This is a genomic window from Jeongeupia sp. HS-3 (assembly GCF_015140455.1).
Classification (GTDB): domain Bacteria; phylum Pseudomonadota; class Gammaproteobacteria; order Burkholderiales; family Chitinibacteraceae; genus Jeongeupia.
This window is the reverse complement of the sequence record NZ_AP024094.1, coordinates 131,526-151,909: the sequence shown is the minus strand read 5'-3', so window position 1 is coordinate 151,909 and position 20,384 is coordinate 131,526. Positions and strand designations below refer to the sequence as shown.

The window sequence follows — 20,384 nt, the reverse complement described above, 5'->3', positions numbered from 1 at the left end:
TGCAGCGTAAACCACCGCCTCTAGCGACCAAGAACACACCAATGCTGAACACTTGGTCGCTGTCGCCTCCTCAGCGTTTCAACCACGGCGGCAGCAAGCCCTGCGCGGCCCAGTGGGCTTCCAGCCGCTGCCACACGGTCTCTTTTTCGGCTTCGCTCATCGACACCCAGTTAGCGACCTCGATAAAGCTGCGGCCGCAGCCGCGGCAGACGTCATCGCCAAGGCCGGTCGAGCAGATGGCGATGCAGGGGGTGTCGGGGCGGTCTTTCGGTGTCATGGCCGCGATTTGACGCGAGTTTGCAACAAGCCGCAAGCCTCGCCGGCGCTGCCGCAGACTGCCTTTCAGCGTATGTCATTGCTTTGACTTCACCGCGTCACGGCATGGTCACAATTGCCTTTCACGATGGGTCGCAATCGCAACCGCTGAGACGCCCGCACATGAGCGACACGCCGCTGGCCTTCCGCAGTATCTGGATCTCCGACGTTCACCTTGGCACCGCCGGCTGCCAGGCCGACTACCTGCTCGATTTCCTCAGGCACGCCGAGTGCGAGCACCTCTATCTGGTCGGAGACATCATCGACGGCTGGGCACTGAAGCGCAGCTGGTTCTGGAAGCAGAGCCACAACGATGTGATCCAGAAGGTGCTGCGCAAGGCCCGCAAGGGCACGCAAGTGACCTATATCCCCGGCAACCACGACGAAGGCGCAAGGCAGTTTCTCGGGCTGATGTTCGGCGATATCCGCATCGAGGACGAGGTGATCCACACCACCGCCGACGGCCGAACCTTTCTGGTGCTGCACGGCGACCGTTTCGACGGCGTGGTGCAGTGCGCCAAGTGGCTGGCCATCGTCGGCGATCGCGCCTACGGCATCACGCTGCGGCTCAACTCCTGGTTCAACCGCGCCCGCGCCCGCATGGGGCTTGGCTACTGGTCGCTGTCGCAATACCTCAAGCACAAGGTCAAAACGGCGGTGAACTTCGTCGGCAAGTTCGAGGAAGCCGTTGCCGCCGAAGCCAAGGCGCGCGGCGTCGATGGGGTGATCTGCGGCCATATCCACAAGGCCGAAATGCGCGAGATCGACGGCGTTCTCTACTGTAACGACGGCGACTGGGTCGAAAGCCTGACCGCGCTGGTCGAAACCCACTCGGGCGAGCTGCAGATCATCACCTGGCAGAAGTTCTATGCCGAACAACACGCACCCGCGCGCCTTGGCGTCGCCCGCCCCGACAGCCAGCCCGAACCGCATGCGGTACCGGTCGGCAGGAACAGCACCGATTTCACACTGAAAAAAGAGGTCGCCGCATGAATATCCTGATCGTTACCGATGCCTGGGAGCCGCAAGTCAACGGCGTGGTGCGCACGCTCAAACAAACCCGGCGCGAACTGGAAAAGCTCGGCCACACCGTCGAGATGATCACACCGCAGGATTTCACCACCTTCCCCTGCCCCACCTACCCGGAAATCCGCCTGTCGTGGCGCCCCGGTCGCAAGATCGCCGCGCGGATCGAAGCCTTCCGCCCCGACGCGATCCATATCGCCACCGAAGGCCCACTTGGTCTGGCCACACGCAAATACTGCATCAGGCACACACTGCCCTTCACCACCGCCTACCACTCGCGCTTCCCCGAGTACGTGCAGCTGCGCTTCGGCATTCCGATCGCCTGGACGTATCGCTGGCTCGCCAATTTCCACAACGCCGCCGAGGCCACGATGGCGCCGACCCGCGTCGTGGTCGACGACCTGAAGGCGCGCGGTTTCACCAAGACGGTGATGTGGTCGCGCGGCGTTGATCTGGACGTGTTCAAACCGGTGACGCGCGACAAGCTGCAGACCCGCCGGCCGATCTTCGTCTACGTCGGCCGGGTGGCGGTGGAAAAGAACGTCGAAGCCTTCCTTGAACTCGATCTGCCCGGCTCGAAATGGGTCTGCGGCGACGGCCCGGCGGCCGCATCGCTGAAAGCCAAGTACGCCGGCGTCAACTGGCTGGGCGTGCTGAGCCAGACCGAACTAGCCGAGGTCTACAGTTCGGCCGATGTGTTCGTCTTCCCCAGCCGCACCGACACCTTCGGGCTGGTATTGCTCGAAGCCATGGGCTGCGGCTGCCCCGTGGCCGCCTACCCGGTCACCGGGCCGATCGACGTGATCGGCATCGACGGCCCCGGCGCGCTCAACAACGATCTGCAGGCCGCCTGCCTTGCCGCACTGAAGCTCGACCGGCTTGAAGTACGCCGCTTCGCCGAGCGCTTCTCGTGGGCCGCCGCCAGCCAGCAATTCCTCTCGCATCTGCACCCGTTCACCCCGGCGGCGCAGCAGGAGTTGCAGTTGAGTATGCAGGCGGCGAAGTAAGTCCAATCGCAGACCCGCCCCATCAAGGCCGCGCTCACTGCGCGGCCTTTGTACTTCTGGCGCACAATGCAACGCTGCTCCAGGCCCAAACGCTCCCCCTGCGACTGGATCGGTAGACTGCCTGCGGCTTCCGCCGCAGGCTAGGGACGGGAAGTTCCTTTTATTTGTTAGGCCATCTTATTCATTAGGACTGAACATTGACCGATATCAGTTTGGCACCATGGCTCTTAGAAGAAAGCAACAAATACCTCCAAGCCGCAACGGTTTTAAAAAACCACAACACTCTTCTGTCAGTTGCAGAACTGAATGCGGCTCTTTCTATTGAAATTCTACTAAAAAGCTTTTTGGTTAAACCTGTTGAAAATCTTGGCTCTGCATATGAAAAATATGAGTATAGAAATCCCAAAGGAATGAAACCTCATAATTTATGCCACCTGTACGAACAGCTACCGAAAGAAGTAAAAGAATCATTATTTGATGAACAACTTGTCACTTTCTTAGTTGATTTTTCAGATGTCTTCACTCATTCACGGTACAAATACGAGGCAACCTCACGTAGATCATACTCATCCACTTTAATAAAAGTTGCCGAAGAATTAACCCCGAAAGCCATACGATTTTATCGTGACCATGGCTGTCGCGACCCTTGGATTTTGAGTTATCCAGTCCGTAAATTGTGCTAACCCAGCGAAGCCCAACGCGCGCCATAACAGTCTGATCGTGCCCTGCTAATGCTGGACTTTATTGCATTCACCGCACCGCGGTACGCCGGATCAATGCCACTGAATGGCGGATTGTCGCTTTGCTCCGAATCCGCCCTACCCTGTTGTAGGGTGGACGAGGTGGCCTTGGGCCATTCGGCGGAGCCAATCCACCGTGCGCGGTGGTTGATCGGGATGCGCCATATTCATTTGCTACTTTTTTTTGCAGCGTTAATGTGCCAGCCCGTAGGTTGGGCTGAGGCCACGAAGCCCAACGCGCCAATCCCATGACGGCTTGATCATGCGCTGCCATTGTTGGGCTTCATTCAGCCCAACCTACGCATTTCATCCCCGCTTGCACGACTGACTGTACTCCAGCGCAGGGAAATTCTGCTTCAAGTACTCGGCCGCCCCCGTCCCCTGCAGCTTCTGCGGATCCGGCCCCTTGCCCCAGGGCGGAATATCGCCGTAGCTCATGTTGAAACGGCTGACGGTCTGCTGCATCGACGCCGGCGCCACATAGCCGATCGGCGTTTCCCACGGCTGGGTGCCTAGCGATTCGACCTTATCGCCCAGCGTAATGAACAGGTGCTCGGTGCGGGTGTTCGGGCCGGCTCCGGCGAAGCTGATGTAGCCGCGCTTGAACTGGCGCAGCGCCGGCTGCTTCGGGTCGTCGGCGATCGCCGACCACTGTTTCGTCGCGGCCTTTGACTGCGGATAGCCGAACTGGCACAGGAAGCCGTCGAGGCAACGGAAGAACGGCACGCGGTTGAAGTGGCCGGCGTCGACCAGTTGCAGGAAGCGTTCTGCGCCACGCGGGCTCCACTCGGGGCGGATGATGATGTTGATCGGCCCCTTGGTCGTCTGGTACACGACGCCGACGTCGCGTGCCGCCAATGCTGGATTCACCCACGCTACAGCGGCCAGGACGGCCGCGATCAGCTGCTGTTTCATTGTTCTCCTCCACACCCGATCGGGCGGGCTGTCGTTGCGCCCCCGATGTCACCCCGGTAGCGATGGCGCAGCTTGCCGCGCCGCCCTCCGGGCGACAACGTCCGGCCGACGCAGCGTCGCAGCGGCACGACAGCCGCTCGTTCGCGCCGTCCGGCGATTGAATCTGTCCCCACCGGGCCCATCTGTACGGGTAAACAAGGAGACCGCATGTTCGGCTTTCTCAAAACCCGCAAGCGTGCCAAGTTGCTGGCCGCCAACCCGATTCCCGATGCGTTGTGGCAGCAGACGATGCGCGCGCCGCTGTTCATCGGCCTTTCCAGTGCCGAGCTGCAGACGCTGCGCGATCACGCCGCGTGGTTTCTGACCGAAAAAACCATCACCCCGGTCGACGGTTTCGAGCTGAACGAAGCCGCCCACGTATTGCTGGCGGCGCAGGCGGTGCTGCCCATCCTCCATCTCGGCTTCGATGCCTATGACGACTGGCACGAGGTCATCGTCTACCCGGGGCAGTTTCTCAGCCGCGACCGCTATACCGACCATATCGGCCTGGTGCACGAGTACGAGCAGGAGCTTGCCGGCCAGGCGCGCAGCGACGGCCCGGTGCTGCTGTCATGGCTGGATGTGTCCGAATCGCCGTGGCTCGATGGCTGGAACGTGGTCATCCACGAATTCGCCCACAAGCTCGACATGCGCTCGGGCGATGCCAACGGCTGCCCGCCGCTGCACAAGGGCATGGATTACGCCGGCTGGAAACGCAGCTTTTCGCTGGCCTTTGACGACCTGAGCCGTCGCGCCGACCACCAGCTCTACAGCCCGATCGATCTGTACGCCGCCGAGAACCCGGCCGAGTGCTTCGCGGTGTTTTCGGAATACTTCTTCGAAACGCCGCACGCGCTGACCGAGCATTACCCGGCGGTGTATGAACAGTTGAAACAGTTCTACAAGCAGGATCCGGCGGCGCGGCTGCCGCGCGTGCGTTACCGCCCGTGCTTCGAGCCGGTAAACTTCGGCCCGGTGACGATTCCGACACCGGCTCCGGAGATGTACTGATGCAGTTGCTTTTGATCGATGCTGGCGACGGCTGCGCCACCGCCACCGCGCTGGCCGCGCGTTACGGTTTCGTGCCGATCACCGAGATCCCCGCCGCCGGCCATTACCTGAGTTTTTGCGACGGCCGGCTTGAGCTGCTGGAGGTCGGCGACAAGGCGCGCGTCTGCGTCGATTTCGTCGACGGCGCCAGCGCACACCGGCGCAAGTTCGGCGGCGGACGCGGCCAGCCGGTGGCCAAGGCGGTCGGGCTCAAGGGCGGTGCCAACCCGAGCGTGCTCGACGCCACCGCCGGCCAGGGCCGCGATGCCTTCGTGCTCGCCAGCCTCGGCTGCAGCGTGACCTTGATCGAGCGCAGCCCGGTGGCCGCGGCGCTACTCGAGGATGGTCTGGCGCGCGCGGCGGCCGATGCCGGCACGGCCGCAATCGCGGCACGAATGACGCTGGTTCACGCCGATTCGCTGCAATGGCTGCTGGAGGCCGCGGCGCAATCGTTCGACGTGGTGTTTCTGGACCCGATGTTTCCCGAGCCGGATAAACGCGCCAAGTCGAAGAAGGAAATGGCGATGTTTCAGACGCTGATCGGCGGCGACCCGGATGCCGATGCGCTGCTGGCGCCGGCAAGGCGGATTGCGCGCCAGCGCGTGGTGGTCAAACGGCCGCGCCACGCGCCGTGGCTGGCCGGGATCAAACCCAACTTCGACTACCCGGGTGAAAGCACCCGCTTCGACGCCTACCTGCCGCTGCTTTCGTCCTGAACAACCGTCACCGCCAGCTCCACGCCACACGCGTGGGCGCGGTCAAGGCTGACGGATCGCCGGGCCCGACGCGGCAATCCGCTTCAGCACCGCACAATCACCCGCTTCAAGCGTGCCATCACCACTGGAGAGCGTGCAGCTGATGTTGCCGAAGTGGCGATAAGCGCTCCGCTCAGGCGCAGAAACCCGGATGGCAACGGCGCTCGCCACCTGAACGGCATTGTCCGCAGCACTGACCGAACTGGCCGAACTGGCCGCGCGCGCGATCAGTTCGGTCTCCAGCGTTTTGATCGTCACCCGGCTGTGGGCAAGCTCGCGGCTCAGCGCTGAAATCCGTGCCTCTTGTGCGCCAGCGTCGCCGTCAGACCACTGCTTGCCGAAAAAGACGCCGGCCAGCAGCGCCACGGCCATTGCCGCCAACACCAGTGCGACAAACAGAACGATTTTCAGTGCACTCATATCGCGTCAGTTCGTACCGGTTTTGGCTGCGGGCGCATCACCGGTAGGCAGAATATCGCCCAAGGCCGGCAGATCGCCCTTCTGATCGAACTCGATACCGCCCGGTTTCCATGGCGAAAACAGCTTGCCGTAAAGCCGGTACGACGGCGCGGCGTTATCGCCCCGCTTGAGCAGGCGCGCAAGGCCACCCAGATTGCTGACGATCTCGATCGGCACCGTCGCTTCGCCCAGTGCCGGAATCGTCACGCTGGTGTTGGAGACGCCGTCGGCAACCGGCTTGCCGTTCACTTCAAGCTTGGCGTTCAGCCCCGAGACCGGCACCGACACATCGTTCGGGTTCTGTACCCGCAGGCTCAGGGTAAAACGTTGTTCGAAGATCCCGATATCCTTGATCGCAATCCCGGCGACCGACACCTTCGGCTTCTCGAACGACGTCGGCAGGCTCGAACACGCCGCCAGCATCGCGACCAGACCGGTCAACAGCAGGCGCTTCATGCCGTCGCTCCCGCCAGGGGCGCCAGCCGTTCGGCCAGCTCGCCGTCCAGCGGCAGCGCGCCGGGCGTATCGGGATGAATCACCGCGAAGCTCACATCGGCCTCGGCGACCAGCTTGCCGTTGTCCTGGCGAACGATGCGTTGATGGATCACCCCGGAACGCTCTTCCAGCCGGGCCAGCCAGGTGTCGATCACCAGCACATCTCCCATCGTCGCCGGGCGTTTGTAGCGGATGTCGATCCGGCTCACCACCAGCGCCAGCTGGCGCTGCATGAACCATTCCAGATCGCCGTGTTCTTCCAGCGTGCCCCAGCGCGCTTCTTCGAGAAACTCCAGATAGCGGGCATTGTTGACATGCCCGTACAGATCCAGATGGTAACCACGGACTTTGATTTCGGTTTGATGCATGGAGAACTCAATCATGCCGGACAGGGGAACAAATCTTAGCACTTTGATTTCGGCCGGGTCTTAGTGATAATCGGGCGTTCGCCGTTTCAAAACCCGTTTGACTGTTTGATGTCGCCACGGCGATCGTCCCCATGCCCAGGGACACGGCCCCCTCACACTATGCAGCCCGGCCAGCCGGCCCGGTACCGCGCCCCGCGCGACCGGCGTTGCGCAACCGGGCGGCAGGAGACTTCTGCCAATGGACTTGCGCCACTCGCGTCCATTCCGGATCTTTTTGCTCTTGATCGCGGGATTGATACTACTGATCGGCATCGTGCCCTACTTTATCGATGCCACCCTGCTGCGCGACACCCTCACCAGCCAGATCGCCAGCGAAACCGGCCGCACCCTCAAGGTCGACGGCAAGGCACGCTTTGTGCTGCTGCCGCGCCCGGCCATCACGCTCGGCAACGTCACCCTGACCCAGCCCGATTCGACCACCCGTTTCATGCATGCCGAACGCGTCCGTGTCCGGCTGGACTTGTGGCCGCTGTTGCGTGGCAAGCCGGTGATCGAGCAGGTTGAATTCGACGATCCCGAGCTGCAGATCGAGCGCTACGCCGACGGAACCTACAACTTCGAAGACCTGCTCGCCAATCCGGCGCGCCCACGCGAGGTCGACATCCGTCTCGACGCATTGCACTTCGACCGCGCCAAGCTCGTGTACCGCGATGCACTGGTCGGCGTCGACGGCACGCTATCCGAGCTGGACCTGAACCTCGACAACCTCGCCGATCCGAAAAACGGCCGCTTCAGCGCCAACGGCCAGGTGCGCATTGGTGATGGCAAATCGCCTTGGTGGAGCGGCAGCGTCGACGTCGCCGCGGCGATGCGTTACACCGAAGCCGATCGCCGGCTGTCGATCGCCGATCTGCGCTTCGAGCTCAAGCAGCAAGGCGCGAGCAAATCCGGGGTCGATATCGAGGCCAGCGGGCTCACCGTGGTCGGCAATCTGGTTTATGGCTGGCAACCATTGCGGCTGACCGGTGGCGAACTCAAGCTCACCGGCCACGGCCGCCGCGCCGGGCAAGACTGGCAGGGCGAGCTGAATTTGCCCTCGCTCAAGGTCTCCGAAAGCGCCATGTCGCTGAACGAGCCGCAACTGGCGGTCCGGATGCAAAGCCCGCGTGGCCGCTTCGCTGCCGGCGTTTCGGTACCGCAACTGTCGGGCACGCTGCAAGGCTTGATGCGCGCCGACAAGGCCAAGATCAATGTCGAGCTGGTCACGCCGCAACAGACGCTGGCGCTGAACTTCATCAGCCCGCTCGAACTCTACAGCGGCACCCTGGCCCGCCTGACCGACTTCAATCTCGCCGGCCAGTACGGCAACAAGGCACTGCCGCGCGGCGCGATTCCCTTCGCGCTGGCCGGCACTGCCGCACTGAACCTGCGCAACGAAACCATCCGGCTCGATAGTCGCGGCGCGCTCGACCATGCGCCGATCAAGGCAACGTTCAGCGTCGACGATTTCGTTTCGCCGCGCTACGGCTTCGACATCGATCTGGCGCAGCTCGATCTGACCCCCTATCTGCCGGCGGTCGCCGCCGGCGCCAAGAATGTTTCCGCGACCGCGCCGTTCGATTTTCGGTGGCTTGACCGGCTTGATGCGCACGGCCAGCTCAAAATCGGCCAGCTGACGATGCAAAAGCTGCACTTCAACGACATCGCCCTTGGTTTCACCGCCAAGAATCACAAGCTCTCGCTTGATCCGCTCATTGCCAATATCTACGGCGGCCAGTTGAACGGCGGGCTTGAGATCGACACCAGCCAGAAAATACCGCGCTGGCATGCCAGGCAGCGGCTGTCGAACATGAACATCAATATGCTCCTGATCGATCTGCTCGATACCTCGCGCTTCGAGGGCCGCGGCCATCTCGATCTGGACGTCAGTGCCGTCGGCAAGACGCTGACCGATCTGCGCCGCACCGCCGGCGGCAATGTTCGAGTGCAGCTATCGAAGGGCTCGGTGCGCGGTATCGACATCGAGGCCGTGCTGCGTACCGCCAGCCGCCAGATCAAGGCCATGAATGGCGAAGTGGCCCAGTTGCCCAACCTTGACGCACGCACGCGTTTCTCCGAGCTGAACGCCACGATGCTGCTGAAACACGGCGTCGCCACCAATAGCGATATGCTGGTTCGCGCCGGCATCTTGCGCCTGGCCGGCGGCGGCACGATCGATCTGGGCACAGGCATGGTCGACTACCAGCTCAAGGCCAGCCCCAACCCGGATGTGCCCGAACTCAAGGGCCTGAACGGTTTGACGCTGCCGATCAAGCTCGAAGGCCCGATCGACGGCCCGACCTATCATGTCGACTACACCAGCCTGAAAAATCAACTGATCGAACGCCAGCAGGCCGAAGAAACCGCCAAGCTCAAGGCGCGTGAAGCCGAAGCGGCGCGCAAGGCCGCGGCGACCAAAGCCGCTGCAGCGAAAGCGGCAGCCGCCAAGCCCAAGGCAACACCGGCAAGCAAAGCTGCACCGAAAAAGCCGGCCCAAACCGGCGGCAAGGTCGCCCCCAAGCCCAAGGCGCAGCGATGAGCGATTTCTCCACCCGGCTGATCGCGTGGCAAGGCACGCACGGCCGGCACGATCTGCCCTGGCAGGTGGCCGACGCCTACCGCGTGTGGTTGTCGGAAATCATGTTGCAGCAAACGCAGGTGGCCACGGTCATCGATTATTACCAGCGTTTCCTGCTGCGTTTCCCCGATATCGCCAGCCTTGCCGCCGCGCCACTCGACGACGTGCTGGCGCTGTGGAGCGGCCTCGGCTATTACAGCCGCGCGCGCAATCTGCACAAGGCGGCGCAGGCGGTAATGAACGACTTTGGTGGCGAGTTCCCGCGCACACCGGCCGAGATCGAAACGCTGCCCGGCGTGGGCCGTTCGACCGCGGCGGCCATCGCCGCGTTCTCGTTCGACACCCGCTCGGCCATTCTCGACGGCAACGTCAAACGGGTGCTGACGCGCTGGGCCGGCATAGCCGGTTTTCCGGGGCAAAAGGCGATCGAAAACCGCCTGTGGACGCTGGCCGAGAGTCTGTTGCCCGCCAACGGCCACGACATGCCGGCGTACACGCAGGCACAGATGGATCTGGGTGCCACCGTCTGTACGCCGAAGAAACCGGCGTGCCTGGCTTGTCCGGTATCAAGCGACTGCGTCGCCCGGATCACCGGCCGGCAGACCGAGCTGCCGACACCGAAGCCGAAAAAAGCCGTACCCGAGCGCCGCACGGTGATGCTGCTGATCCGCGACGACGCCGGCCGGCTGTTGCTGGAACGCCGCCCGCCAACCGGCATCTGGGGCGGCTTGTGGAGCCTGCCCGAAACCGCGACCACGCTGGATGCGGTCGCGCATTGCCGCGACCGGCTGCAACTCGCGATCGAGCTGGAACCGGCGCTGGCCGATTTCGTCCATGTCTTCACCCATTTCAGGCTGACGATCACCCCGCAACCGGCGACGCTGGCCGCTGCGACCGCACTGGCGGACAACGATGGCCTGCGCTGGTTCAGCCGCGCCGAAGCGCTCGCCGCCGGCATCCCGACACCATTGCGCCGCCTGCTGGCGGCCTGAGCGGCGAGGCTGACATATTCCGGTCATCCGCGGCTGGCATAGTGCGTGCAGGATCTCTTAGACGCAGTATTGTTAAAAAGGGCAGGCGCCAAAGCCTGCCCTTCTTTTTTTCCGGCGCCCGCGCCCGCCGGCGACTCGGTTTATTGGTTTATTGCGGCCACTTCATTTCGCCCTTGATCACCTTGGCGCTCATTTCCAGGGTCGCATCCCGCCCCAGTTGCGGGTAGCGCTGCACCATCGCCGCGATCAGCGCATTGGCATCCTTGGCCTTCGCGGCCTCCAGCTCGAAGGCCTTCAGGTAATCGCGGGTGAACTTCACCGATGCAACGGTGTGCGGTGCATCGGCGGCAAAATGCCCCGGTACCACGGTCTTGGGTTTCAGTGCCTCGATGCGGCTCAGCGTCTGGTACCAGTTCTGCCGCGACGCCGGCGTCTGGGTATCGGCAACCCAGACATTCATATTGCCGAACACCACCACCCCGCCGGCGACGGTTTTGATCGCCGGAATCCACACGAAGGTGTGATCCGGGCTGGCGCCATCCAGGCCGACCACCTTGATCTGCTTGCCTTCCAGCGTGATCGTGTTGCCCTTCAGCGGCTCCGGCAGCACCAGCGACTTGGGTGCGTTGTCCTTGAGAATCGGGCTCCAGTACGCGAGCTTGCCGTCCATCGATGCCTTGATTTTGGCCACGGTCTGCGGCGTGGCGACGATTTTCGCATCCGGGAACGCGGCCTTGATCACGTCGAGGCCGAAGTAGAAATCCGGGTCGCTGTGGCTGATGTAGACCGTGGTCAGCTTCTTGCCACTGGCGCGGATTTTCTGCACCAGTGCCTCGGCATCGTTGCGCTGGAACTGCGCATCGATCAGCACGGCGTCCTTCTTGCCGCTCACAAGCTCGGACGACACCGGGAAAATGCTCTTGCTGCCCGGGTTGTACACATCGAGCTGCAGCGCCGGCGTCGCGGCGAGCGCGCCCGACATCAGCCCGGCGGTGGCGAGGGCGGCGAAAACGGTGACGGATTTGAACATGATGCTTGGCCTTGAATGTATGGAGTTGCCCCATCATAGGTTGCTCGAATCGATTCAAATACCGGATAAACTGCAACGATTCATTGCACAAATCGAGCCAATCATGGATCGCGTGACCGCCGCGCAGGTTTTTGTCGCCATCGCCGACCGGGGCAGCATGATCGCCGCAGCCGATGCGCTGGGCATGTCGCGGGCGATGATCAGCCGCTATCTGGCGCAGATGGAAGACTGGGCCGGCGTGCGGCTGATCCACCGGACCACGCGCAAGCTCGGCCTGACCGACGCCGGCGAGCTGACGCTGCAGCGCAGCCGGCAGCTGCTCGACATTGCCGCGCAGATGCCCGACGCCGCCGCGCACGATGGCGATGCGCCGCGCGGGCTGCTGCGCATTTCCTGCGCCCAGTCGCTCGGGCAGGCCACGCTGGCCGCCGCGGTCACCCGTTATCTGCAACGGTATCCGCAAGTCCGCATCGACCTGCAGATCAGCAACCGCGCGGTGCATCTGGTCGACGAGCGCATCGATCTGGCGATCCGCATCACCAACGAACTCGACCCCAATTTGATCGCCCGGCCACTGGCGACCTGCGCCTCGCTGCTGTGCGCGGCACCCGCCTATCTGGCCGCACGCGGCACACCGGCGCGAATCGACGATCTGGCGGCGCACAACTGCCTGACCTACTCCTACTTCGGCAAAAGCCTGTGGCAGTTCGCACGCGGGGACGAGCGCTACGCCGTGCCGGTGAGCAGCAACCTCAGCGCCAACGAATCCAATGTGCTGCTGTCGGCCGCGATCGAAGGCGCCGGCATCACCATGCAACCGGCGTACGCGGTGGCGCCGATGCTGGCCAGCGGCCAGCTCCTGCCGGTACTGCCCGACTACCGCCCGCAGGATCTGGGTATTTACGGCGTGTTCACCTCGCGCCGGCAAATGCCGCCGGCCCTGCGCACCCTGCTCGACTTCCTGGTCGAATGGTTCGCCGCCGACCCCCAATGGCAGGAAGGCTCAGGCCGGCATTGAAACCGAAGGCGCGAAGGCGGCTGGCAAAACCCAGCGTAGCGGTGCTGGCAAGGCGCGCGAAACGAAGACAGTACGTCAGAGTACGGCGAGTGAGCGCAACGCGGCCAGCAGGGTTTTGCCGGTCGCCCTCAGCGGCAGGTGTAACCGCCGTCGACGGGCAAGCTCACCCCGGTAATCATCGCCGCGGCATCGCTGAGCAGAAACAGCACCGGGTCGGCGACCTCGACCGGCTCGGCAAAGCGGCCTAGCGGGATCGCCGCCAGCGCCGGATCGCGCTTGGCCGGATCGCTCCACGCGGCGACCGCCATCGGCGTCAGCGTCACGGTCGGGTTGACGCTGTTGACGCGGATGCCGTGCGGGCCGAGTTCGAGCGCCATCACCCGCGTGATCGCGTCCAGCGCCGCCTTCGATGCGCAGTAGCTCAGGTGATCGGTCAGCGCGATCAGTGCCGCTTGGCTCGATACATTGACGATGGCGCCGCGCTTGCCGGCGGCGACCATCGCACCGGCAACGTGCTTGGCGACCAGCGCCGCGCCGCGCGCGTTGACCGCCATCACCCGGTCGAACTCGGCCGGATCGAGATCCAGACTGGATTCGAGCGAGGCAATACCGGCGCAATTGACGAGACCGTCGAGCGCGCGGAAATCGTTCAGCGCCGAGCTGATCGACACCAGATCGCCGACATCGAGCAGCAGCGACTCGAAGCCTTCGTCGCGGCGCAGCCGTTCGGCATCGGCCGCGCTGCGTACACCGGCGACGACATGCGCGCCGGCGGCGGCAAGGCGCTGCGCGGTGACCAGACCGATACCGCTGGCGGCGCCGGTCACCAGAAAGGTCTTGCCGGCCAGATCGTTGAACAAGGATAGGGACATAAAAGTAATCCGCAAAAAAGGCGGCCGGACCGGGTGTCAGTACCCGGCCGGCGCCAAGAGGAAGGAAATCAGACCGCAGCCAGGCCGTGCATCACCGGTTTCAGGCTCGGGTACAGCTCGCAGTAAAGGCCGAACAGCTTCTGGTAGCGCGCCCACGCCTGCGGTTCGGGCCGGGCGCGCTCGGCCAGCGTGACCCAGCCGCGCTCGGCGTCCGCCGCGCTGACCACGCCGGTGCCGACCGCCGCGAGCAGCGCTGCACCCAGCGCGGCCTCGACCTCCTCGACGATGGTGTAGACCGGGTAGCCGGTGATGTCGGCGATGATCTGCATCCACAAGTCCGAATGCGCGGCACCGCCGACGACGATGAGGAGCTCGTCCAACCGCTCGGCGCCCTTGGCACCGGCTTCCATATTGTGTTTGAGCGCGAAGCTCACGCCTTCGAGCACCGCGCGGTACAGGTGCGCGCGGCTGTGGAACAGCGACAGGCCGACAAAGGCGCCGCTGGCTTTCGCGTCCCAGACCGGGCTGCGCTCGCCCATCAGATAAGGCAGGAACAGCACGCCGTCGGACCCAGGCGGGACCGCCTGCGCACGTTGCTCCAGCAGTACGTGCGGATCGACGCCCTGCTCGCGCCCGGCGGCGATCTCCGCCTGGCAGAACTCCTCGCGGAACCAGCTGACCGAGGCACCGGCGGTGATCGCGCCGCCGAAGATGTAGTTGTCGCGCTCGCCGTTGTAGACGTGCGGCATGCTGATCAGCCCGTGGCGCGCATCGACGTCCTTGTTCAGATAACCCCAGCACATGCTGGTGCCTATCATCGCCACATGGTCGCCGGCCTTGACCACGCCGGCGGCGAACGTCGCCACCGCCGCATCGACGCCGCCGGCGATCACCGGTGTGCCGGCGGCAAGACCGAGCGCGTCGGCCCAGTGCGGCAGCAGGCCGCCGACCACGTCACTGCTGTGCACCAGCCGCTCGGGCATCATCGCCGCCGGAATGCCGAGCATGTTCATTGCCTCGTCCGACCACGTCCGCGCCTTGATGTCGTAGACGCCGCCGATATTGCCGGCCGAGCTGTGGTCGACGGCGACCTCGCCGGTCAGCAGGTAGTTCACGTAGCTGTTCGGCGGCAGCAGGTAGCGCGTTTTCGCCCAGACCTCGGGCCGCTGATGCTTGAGCCACAGCATCTTGGTGTAGCCGTAATAGCTGTCGACGCCGTTGCCGGTGATGTCGTACAACCGCTCGAGGTCGGCCCCGGCCTTCACCCGGTCGACCTCGTCACCGGCGCGCCGGTCCATCCAGATCAGGCACGGATGCAGCGGCTGCATGTCGGCGTCGACCGGGATGCCCGAACCGCCGTAGAGGCTGCTGACGCAGACCGCGCGCACACTCGACGGTGCGACGGCGCTCTTGGCCATCACCTGCCGCACGCATTCGCATACCGCGTCGAACCAGACCTGCGGCCATTGTTCGGCCCACAGCGGCCTGGGCGTATCGACCTGATAAGCCTGCGCGTGCTGCGCGACGATCGTTCCGCCGGCATCGACCAGCAGCGCCTTGGTGCTTTGGGTGCCGATATCGACCCCGATCACGTAAACCATATCCATCCTCGCAGTGCGCCCGCCCGCAGGCGGGCGCATCCAGATACGCCCGTTGCGCTTATGCAGCGTTCGGCGTCAGCAACACCTTGATCGAATCGAGCGAATCGGCGACCTTGATCGCGGTGTCCCACTCTTCCAGCGTGTACTTGTGGGTGACGATGCCTTCCGACGTCACGAGGCCACGGTCGAGCAGGTCGATCGCGATCGGGTAACAGTACGGGCCCAGATGGGCGCCGCGGATGTCCAGCTCCTTGCGGTCGCCGATGATCGACCAGTCGACGGTGGTTTCCTTGCCGAACACCGAGAACTCGACGAAACGGCCGAGCTTGCGGATCAGGTTCAGGCCCTGGTTGACGCCGATCGGCGCGCCGGTCGCCTCGATATACACGTCGCAGCCGTAGCCGTCGGTCAGCGCATCGACGATGGCCTTGGCGTCTTCCTTCGATGGATCGATCACCACATCGGCGCCGTATTGCAGCGCCAGATCGAGCCGCTCGCGCACCAGATCGATGACGACGAGCTTCTTCGGCGTTTTCAGTTTGGCGACCTGCACCATCATCAGCCCGATCGGGCCGGCACCGGCGATGACCAGCACATCATCGAGCTGCACATCGCCGCGGTTGACCGTGTGCACCGCACACGCCAGCGGCTCGATGATCGCCGCGTCTTCAAGCGACACGCTGTCCGGAATCCTGTGGACGACGGCGTTGGACGGCAGGCGCATGTAGTCGGACATGCCGCCCTCGGCGACTTCGCGCTGGAAGCCGAAAATGTTGTGGACCTCGCACATCCAGTACTTACCGCTCTTGCAGAAGCGGCACTTCTCGCACGGGACGATCTGCTCGGCGATCACGCGCTCGCCGACCTTGAAGCCGAAATGGTCGTCGGCGCCGTCGCCGACCTCGACCACGGTGCCGAAGAATTCATGCCCCGGCACGACCGGCGGCTTCACCCAGCTCTCCGTGCTGTTGCTGCCCCAGAACATCGCCGCGCCCGAATGGCACTTGCAATCGCTGGCGCAAATGCCGCAGGCGTCGATCTTGATCACCAGCTCGCGCGCGCCGGCCTTGGGGCGGCGCACCTTCTGGTAGCGGTAATCCTTCGGGCCGTGGCAGACAACGGCGTTCATGTCGACTTCGTGATACTGGTATTTGCTCATGATGCGCTCCGTATAAAGCGGGTTTGCAGACTAAAAACCGGGGTGAATTTCGGGCGTGCAGCGCCCCCTGCCGGGCGGTTTTCGCCGCCGGCATCGGTTTGCACGGTTGAGGATTGGTCAGGTTCAGGAGCGTCAGCGGGCGCCGAAGGCAAGGCGCGCGAGCGAAGACAGTACGTTCAAGTACGGCCAGCGAGCGCAACGCAGCATTCGGCGTCCGGTGGCCGCCCTCAACGGCGCTTGGTTCGTTCGCGGCTGATATAGATCGCCAGCAGAATGATCACGCCCTTGATGATGTTCTGAACGTAGGGCGACACGCCCATCATGTTCAGCCCGTTGTTGAGCACGCCCAGCATCACCGCGCCGATCAGCGTGCCGACGATGGAACCGCGGCCGCCCGAGATCGCCGTGCCACCCATCACCACCGCGGCGATCGCGTCGAGTTCGAACGACACGCCGGCATTGGGCTGGCCGCTCATCAAACGCGAGGTCAGCACCAGACCGGCGATCGATGCGGTCAGCCCCGACAGGCCGTAAACGAGCAGCTTGTAGCGCGGCACGCGCACGCCGGAGAGCCGCGTAGCCTCCTCGTTGCCGCCGATCGCGTAGATGTAGCGGCCGACCGGGGTGTGATCGAGCAGCACGTAGGCGGCGACGAAGACCAGCGCCATGATCAGCACCGGCGCCTGGATGCCCAGAACGTGGCCGCTGCCGAAGAAGGCGAACCAGTCCGGCAGGCCGTCGATCGGGTAGCCGCCGGTGTAGATCAGCGCCAGACCGCGGGCGATGCCCATCGTCGCGAGCGTGACGATGATAGGCGGCATGCCGGCGTAGGCGACGAAGAAACCGTTGGCGACGCCGAACACCAGCCCGACGCCGAGGCCGATCACGATCGCCGCTTCGGGCGGCATGCCTGCGACCATCAGCCCGGCCATCAGCGTGCCGGCCAGCGCCATCACCGCGCCGACCGACAGATCGATGCCGCCCGAGAGGATTGCACAGGTCATGCCGACGGCGATGATCGCGTTCACCGACACCTGGCGGGCGATGTTGACGAGGTTGTCCGGGTCGAAGAAATGCTCGGTCGTCGCCGCCATGGCGATACAGACGAGCACGAGGCCGATCAGCGGAAAGAACACCGGCGAAAGGCTGAAGCGCTTATAGCGTTCGGCGGCGCTGCCGGCGCTGTTGGTTTTAGGCGTATTCATGGTGAGAACCTGCGGTTGCATGGCGCATTACCTCGTTCGATTCGATGGCGTCGCCTTCCAGCACGGTGACGATGGCGCCTTGTTTGAACACCGCGACCCGGTCGCACATGCCGACGATTTCCGGCAGTTCCGACGAGATCATGATGATCGCGTAGCCCTGCGCCGTGAGCCGGCGCATCAGGTTGTAGATTTCGGCCTTGGCGCCGACGTCGATGCCGCGGGTCGGCTCGTCGAAGATCAATATCTTGCAGTGGTGATTGAGCCACCGTGCGATCACGACCTTCTGCTGGTTGCCGCCCGACAGCGTGCCGACGCGCGTGCACGGCCCCGGCGCCTTGACGCCGACCTGCCGCATCACGTCGACGGTGGTGCTGCCCTCCAGCCGCTGGTCAATCAGCGGCCCCAGACGCTGGTACTTGCCGAGGTTGTTGATCGAAATATTGTCGCGGATGCTGAAATCGAGGATCAGCCCCTCGGTCTTGCGGCTCTCGGGCAGCAAGCCGATACCGAGCGCCAGCGCATCGCCCGAGTCCTTCAGCTTCACCGGCACACCGTTCAGCCACACGTCCTTGCGGTGCGCCGGATCGGCACCGATCACCGCGCGCGCCAGCTCGGTGCGGCCCGACCCGACGAGCCCGGCAAAGCCGAGGATCTCGCCTTCGTACAGATCGAAGCGGTTGACCGGATCGCCCCTGAAGCGCTGCAACGCGCGCACTTCGAGCACCTTCTTCGCTGCGGCGCCGGCGGCGGGCTTGGGTGGAAAGCTCTGTTCGAGCCGGCGGCCGACCATCATCTCGACCAGCGCATCGACATCGGTTGCCGCGACCTCGGTCGTGCCGACGTACTGGCCGTCGCGCAGCACGGTGATCCGGTCGCACACGGCGAAGATCTCTTCCATGTGGTGCGAAATGAAGATCATCGCCACGCCGTGCGCCTTGAGTTCGCGCATGATCGAAAATAGGTGCTCGGCCTCGCTCGGCGTCAGCGTCGCGGTCGGCTCGTCCAGCACCAGCACCTTGGCATTCAGCGCCAGCGCCTTGGCGATTTCGACGAACTGCTGCTCGGCCACCGACAGGTGCCGTACCGGCACGGTCAGGTCGATCGCAATGCCGAGGCGGTCGAAGATCATAGACGCGCGGTGGCGCATCGCCCCCTTGCTCAGCAGGCCGGCGCGGTTGGTCCGTTCGCGGCCGAGGAAAATGTTCTCGACCGCGTTCAGATCGGGAATCAGGCTGAATTCCTGAAAGATGATGCCGATACCGGCATCGATCGCGTCGTTGTAGCTCTCGAAATGGCGCTCGCTGCCGTCGAAGACGATGCGGCCCTCGTCCGGCTGGTAGATGCCGCAAAGGATCTTCATCAGCGTCGACTTGCCCGCGCCGTTCTCGCCCAGCAGCGCATGCACCTCGCCGCGGTTCACCGACAGGTGAATATCCGACAGCGCCTTCACGCCCGGGAACGACTTCGAGATGTGTTCCAGTGTCAGTATGGTTTGATTCATCGTCACCCCTTGGGAGGGTTGAGGAACACCGCCTGTTGGCGGGATTCCGGTACACCTGAGAACCTGTTCCGGTAGGCGAGCGAGCCAAAACAGTTCGTTGCCGCCCGAAGCGCAGGAACCTTCATCAACATGGGGTCCATGAGGACGCCCCGAAGGTAGCCCCCTTGCGGGGTTCCGAGCATCGGTCGGGGACGAAATGTGCAGGCGCAGCCGCCTAACGGGACGGGTTCTTACCAGTTGAAGGACTTGGCGCCAGCCTTGTCGATCAGCTTCACATCGACCGGTACCGTCGCCGGCACATTGGCGCCCCACTTCTTCGCCAGCGCGATCGCCAGTGCCAGGCGGACCTGGTCACGCGGGTATTGCGCGCTGGTGGCGATGAACTTGGAGTTCGGCTTCTGCAGCGCCTTGATCGCATCCGGCGCACCGTCGACGCTGGTCAGCTTCACGTCCTTGCCCGACGCTTCGATCGCCGACAAGGCGCCCAGCGAACCGGTATCGTTGACGCTGAACATGCCCTTGAGCTTGGGGTTGGCCTGCAGGATGTTCTCGGTCACCGTCAGCGCGGTGGCGCGTTCCTGCTTGCCGTTCTGCACCGAGACGATCTTGATGCCCGGATACTTGGCCAGCGCCGCCTTGCAGCCGCGAACGCGCTCGAGAATCGGCACGACCGGAATGCCGTCGAGAATCGCCACATCGCCGCTGCTGCCGATGTTCTTGGCGAGGTAATCGCAGGCCATCACGCCGGCGTCGTAGTTCTTCGAACCGACGAAGGAATCGATCGGCCCCTGCGCCTGCGCGTCGACGGCGACCACCACCACGCCGGCCTTCTTGGCCGACTTCACCGCGTTCTGGATGCCGACCGAATCGGTCGGGTTCAGGAGCAGGATGTCGATCTTCTTCTGCACCATGTCTTCGACATCGCTGACCTGCTTGGAGACATCGTGGCGGGCATCGGTAATCACCACCTGCGCGCCCATCGAGCCGGCGGCCTGCTCGAGCGCTTCTTTCATGGTCACGAAGTACGGGTTGTTCAGCTCCTGGAACGACATGCCGATCTTCAGCGGCGCGGCCTGCGCCGGCGCGGCAATGGCGGCGGCACAGAGGCCGGCGGCGATGGTTTTGGCGGTCAGATTCAGAATGCGGTTGGAAAGGTACATAACAATCTCCAGATCTCTTGTTCAAAGTGCGAAGTGGCTTGCGGTAATGCACCGACGCTC

Annotated in this window: 20 protein-coding genes; 8 read left to right on the top strand and 12 right to left on the bottom strand. The window is 63.9% G+C overall.

Features of this window, described 5'->3' with window-relative positions:
- Positions 1-70: 70 nt before the first annotated feature.
- On the bottom strand, positions 71-277 hold the full coding sequence (locus JLC71_RS00815) for a DUF1289 domain-containing protein (protein WP_200916798.1): 207 nt from the start codon (positions 275-277) through the stop codon (positions 71-73).
- 161 nt (positions 278-438) lie between these two features.
- Here JLC71_RS00815 and JLC71_RS00810 point away from each other — a divergent pair, with 161 nt between their 5' ends.
- From JLC71_RS00810 to JLC71_RS00800, 3 genes are all read left to right on the top strand, one after another.
- Positions 439-1,308: a UDP-2,3-diacylglucosamine diphosphatase gene (locus tag JLC71_RS00810; protein WP_236250931.1), complete on the top strand. Its 870-nt coding sequence runs from the start codon at positions 439-441 to the stop codon at positions 1,306-1,308.
- Positions 1,305-2,348, top strand: coding sequence for a glycosyltransferase family 4 protein (locus JLC71_RS00805; RefSeq protein WP_200916797.1), 1,044 nt, complete (start codon positions 1,305-1,307; stop codon positions 2,346-2,348). The genes JLC71_RS00810 and JLC71_RS00805 overlap by 4 nt, the downstream gene beginning before the upstream one ends.
- Positions 2,349-2,545: 197 nt before the next feature.
- On the top strand, positions 2,546-3,031 hold the full coding sequence (locus JLC71_RS00800) for a hypothetical protein (RefSeq protein WP_200916796.1): 486 nt from the start codon (positions 2,546-2,548) through the stop codon (positions 3,029-3,031).
- 363 nt (positions 3,032-3,394) lie between these two features.
- Here the strand turns inward: JLC71_RS00800 and JLC71_RS00795 are convergent, their stop codons facing one another.
- Complete coding sequence (locus JLC71_RS00795; RefSeq protein WP_200916795.1) at positions 3,395-4,003, bottom strand: peptidylprolyl isomerase; 609 nt, start codon at positions 4,001-4,003, stop codon at positions 3,395-3,397.
- A 207-nt stretch (positions 4,004-4,210) separates the two neighbouring features.
- On the opposite strand from JLC71_RS00795, the gene JLC71_RS00790 reads away from it, so the two are divergent.
- Positions 4,211-5,053, top strand: coding sequence for a M90 family metallopeptidase (locus JLC71_RS00790; protein WP_200916794.1), 843 nt, complete (start codon positions 4,211-4,213; stop codon positions 5,051-5,053).
- Complete coding sequence (locus tag JLC71_RS00785; protein WP_200916793.1) at positions 5,053-5,808, top strand: class I SAM-dependent methyltransferase; 756 nt, start codon at positions 5,053-5,055, stop codon at positions 5,806-5,808. Before JLC71_RS00790 ends, JLC71_RS00785 begins: the two co-directional genes overlap by 1 nt.
- A 42-nt stretch (positions 5,809-5,850) precedes the next feature.
- On the opposite strand, the gene JLC71_RS00780 is transcribed toward JLC71_RS00785, so the two are convergent.
- From JLC71_RS00780 to JLC71_RS00770, 3 genes are read right to left on the bottom strand one after another with little or no spacing between them, the layout of a single operon-like run.
- Positions 5,851-6,267: a hypothetical protein gene (locus tag JLC71_RS00780; RefSeq protein WP_200916792.1), complete on the bottom strand. Its 417-nt coding sequence runs from the start codon at positions 6,265-6,267 to the stop codon at positions 5,851-5,853.
- Between the two features lie 6 nt (positions 6,268-6,273).
- Entirely contained in the window at positions 6,274-6,762 is a 489-nt protein-coding gene (locus JLC71_RS00775; protein ID WP_200916791.1) for an LEA/WHy family protein, read from the bottom strand.
- Positions 6,759-7,169, bottom strand: coding sequence for an acyl-CoA thioesterase (locus tag JLC71_RS00770; protein WP_200916790.1), 411 nt, complete (start codon positions 7,167-7,169; stop codon positions 6,759-6,761). The genes JLC71_RS00775 and JLC71_RS00770 overlap by 4 nt, the downstream gene beginning before the upstream one ends.
- Positions 7,170-7,407: 238 nt before the next feature.
- On the opposite strand from JLC71_RS00770, the gene JLC71_RS00765 reads away from it, so the two are divergent.
- Complete coding sequence (locus JLC71_RS00765; protein WP_374757611.1) at positions 7,408-9,747, top strand: AsmA family protein; 2,340 nt, start codon at positions 7,408-7,410, stop codon at positions 9,745-9,747.
- Positions 9,744-10,778, top strand: a complete 1,035-nt coding sequence (gene mutY / locus JLC71_RS00760) for an A/G-specific adenine glycosylase (protein ID WP_200916788.1) — start codon at positions 9,744-9,746, stop codon at positions 10,776-10,778. The genes JLC71_RS00765 and mutY overlap by 4 nt, the downstream gene beginning before the upstream one ends.
- Before the next feature lie 148 nt (positions 10,779-10,926).
- On the opposite strand, the gene JLC71_RS00755 is transcribed toward mutY, so the two are convergent.
- Positions 10,927-11,808, bottom strand: a complete 882-nt coding sequence (locus JLC71_RS00755) for an MBL fold metallo-hydrolase (RefSeq protein WP_200916787.1) — start codon at positions 11,806-11,808, stop codon at positions 10,927-10,929.
- Between the two features lie 103 nt (positions 11,809-11,911).
- Here JLC71_RS00755 and JLC71_RS00750 point away from each other — a divergent pair, with 103 nt between their 5' ends.
- Positions 11,912-12,826 (top strand): LysR family transcriptional regulator, encoded by a 915-nt coding sequence (locus tag JLC71_RS00750; RefSeq protein WP_200916786.1) that lies wholly within the window; start codon positions 11,912-11,914, stop codon positions 12,824-12,826.
- Between the two features lie 128 nt (positions 12,827-12,954).
- Here the strand turns inward: JLC71_RS00750 and JLC71_RS00745 are convergent, their stop codons facing one another.
- The 6 genes from JLC71_RS00745 to JLC71_RS00720 all read right to left on the bottom strand — a co-directional run bounded on the left by JLC71_RS00745 (position 12,955) and on the right by JLC71_RS00720 (position 20,324).
- Positions 12,955-13,698, bottom strand: coding sequence for an SDR family oxidoreductase (locus JLC71_RS00745; protein WP_200916785.1), 744 nt, complete (start codon positions 13,696-13,698; stop codon positions 12,955-12,957).
- A gap of 68 nt (positions 13,699-13,766) precedes the next feature.
- Positions 13,767-15,299, bottom strand: coding sequence for an FGGY-family carbohydrate kinase (locus JLC71_RS00740; protein ID WP_200916784.1), 1,533 nt, complete (start codon positions 15,297-15,299; stop codon positions 13,767-13,769).
- Between the two features lie 58 nt (positions 15,300-15,357).
- Positions 15,358-16,458 (bottom strand): alcohol dehydrogenase catalytic domain-containing protein, encoded by a 1,101-nt coding sequence (locus JLC71_RS00735; protein ID WP_200916783.1) that lies wholly within the window; start codon positions 16,456-16,458, stop codon positions 15,358-15,360.
- Between the two features lie 227 nt (positions 16,459-16,685).
- Positions 16,686-17,663: an ABC transporter permease gene (locus JLC71_RS00730; protein WP_200916782.1), complete on the bottom strand. Its 978-nt coding sequence runs from the start codon at positions 17,661-17,663 to the stop codon at positions 16,686-16,688.
- Entirely contained in the window at positions 17,650-19,164 is a 1,515-nt protein-coding gene (locus tag JLC71_RS00725; RefSeq protein WP_200916781.1) for a sugar ABC transporter ATP-binding protein, read from the bottom strand. The genes JLC71_RS00730 and JLC71_RS00725 overlap by 14 nt, the downstream gene beginning before the upstream one ends.
- Before the next feature lie 230 nt (positions 19,165-19,394).
- The gene (locus JLC71_RS00720; RefSeq protein WP_200916780.1) at positions 19,395-20,324 is read right to left on the bottom strand and encodes a substrate-binding domain-containing protein; all 930 of its coding nucleotides are present in this window, start codon (positions 20,322-20,324) and stop codon (positions 19,395-19,397) included.
- Positions 20,325-20,384 lie beyond the last annotated feature (60 nt).

Coding starts and splice junctions, on each gene's coding strand:
- JLC71_RS00815 (WP_200916798.1), bottom strand. CDS start 277: ATGACACCGAAAGACCGCCCCGACACCCCCTGCATCGCCATCTGCTCG.
- JLC71_RS00810 (WP_236250931.1), top strand. CDS start 439: ATGAGCGACACGCCGCTGGCCTTCCGCAGTATCTGGATCTCCGACGTT.
- JLC71_RS00805 (WP_200916797.1), top strand. CDS start 1,305: ATGAATATCCTGATCGTTACCGATGCCTGGGAGCCGCAAGTCAACGGC.
- JLC71_RS00795 (WP_200916795.1), bottom strand. CDS start 4,003: ATGAAACAGCAGCTGATCGCGGCCGTCCTGGCCGCTGTAGCGTGGGTG.
- JLC71_RS00790 (WP_200916794.1), top strand. CDS start 4,211: ATGTTCGGCTTTCTCAAAACCCGCAAGCGTGCCAAGTTGCTGGCCGCC.
- JLC71_RS00785 (WP_200916793.1), top strand. CDS start 5,053: ATGCAGTTGCTTTTGATCGATGCTGGCGACGGCTGCGCCACCGCCACC.
- JLC71_RS00780 (WP_200916792.1), bottom strand. CDS start 6,267: ATGAGTGCACTGAAAATCGTTCTGTTTGTCGCACTGGTGTTGGCGGCA.
- JLC71_RS00775 (WP_200916791.1), bottom strand. CDS start 6,762: ATGAAGCGCCTGCTGTTGACCGGTCTGGTCGCGATGCTGGCGGCGTGT.
- JLC71_RS00770 (WP_200916790.1), bottom strand. CDS start 7,169: ATGCATCAAACCGAAATCAAAGTCCGTGGTTACCATCTGGATCTGTAC.
- JLC71_RS00765 (WP_374757611.1), top strand. CDS start 7,408: ATGGACTTGCGCCACTCGCGTCCATTCCGGATCTTTTTGCTCTTGATC.
- mutY (WP_200916788.1), top strand. CDS start 9,744: ATGAGCGATTTCTCCACCCGGCTGATCGCGTGGCAAGGCACGCACGGC.
- JLC71_RS00755 (WP_200916787.1), bottom strand. CDS start 11,808: ATGTTCAAATCCGTCACCGTTTTCGCCGCCCTCGCCACCGCCGGGCTG.
- JLC71_RS00750 (WP_200916786.1), top strand. CDS start 11,912: ATGGATCGCGTGACCGCCGCGCAGGTTTTTGTCGCCATCGCCGACCGG.
- JLC71_RS00745 (WP_200916785.1), bottom strand. CDS start 13,698: ATGTCCCTATCCTTGTTCAACGATCTGGCCGGCAAGACCTTTCTGGTG.
- JLC71_RS00740 (WP_200916784.1), bottom strand. CDS start 15,299: ATGGTTTACGTGATCGGGGTCGATATCGGCACCCAAAGCACCAAGGCG.
- JLC71_RS00735 (WP_200916783.1), bottom strand. CDS start 16,458: ATGAGCAAATACCAGTATCACGAAGTCGACATGAACGCCGTTGTCTGC.
- JLC71_RS00730 (WP_200916782.1), bottom strand. CDS start 17,663: ATGAATACGCCTAAAACCAACAGCGCCGGCAGCGCCGCCGAACGCTAT.
- JLC71_RS00725 (WP_200916781.1), bottom strand. CDS start 19,164: ATGAATCAAACCATACTGACACTGGAACACATCTCGAAGTCGTTCCCG.
- JLC71_RS00720 (WP_200916780.1), bottom strand. CDS start 20,324: ATGTACCTTTCCAACCGCATTCTGAATCTGACCGCCAAAACCATCGCC.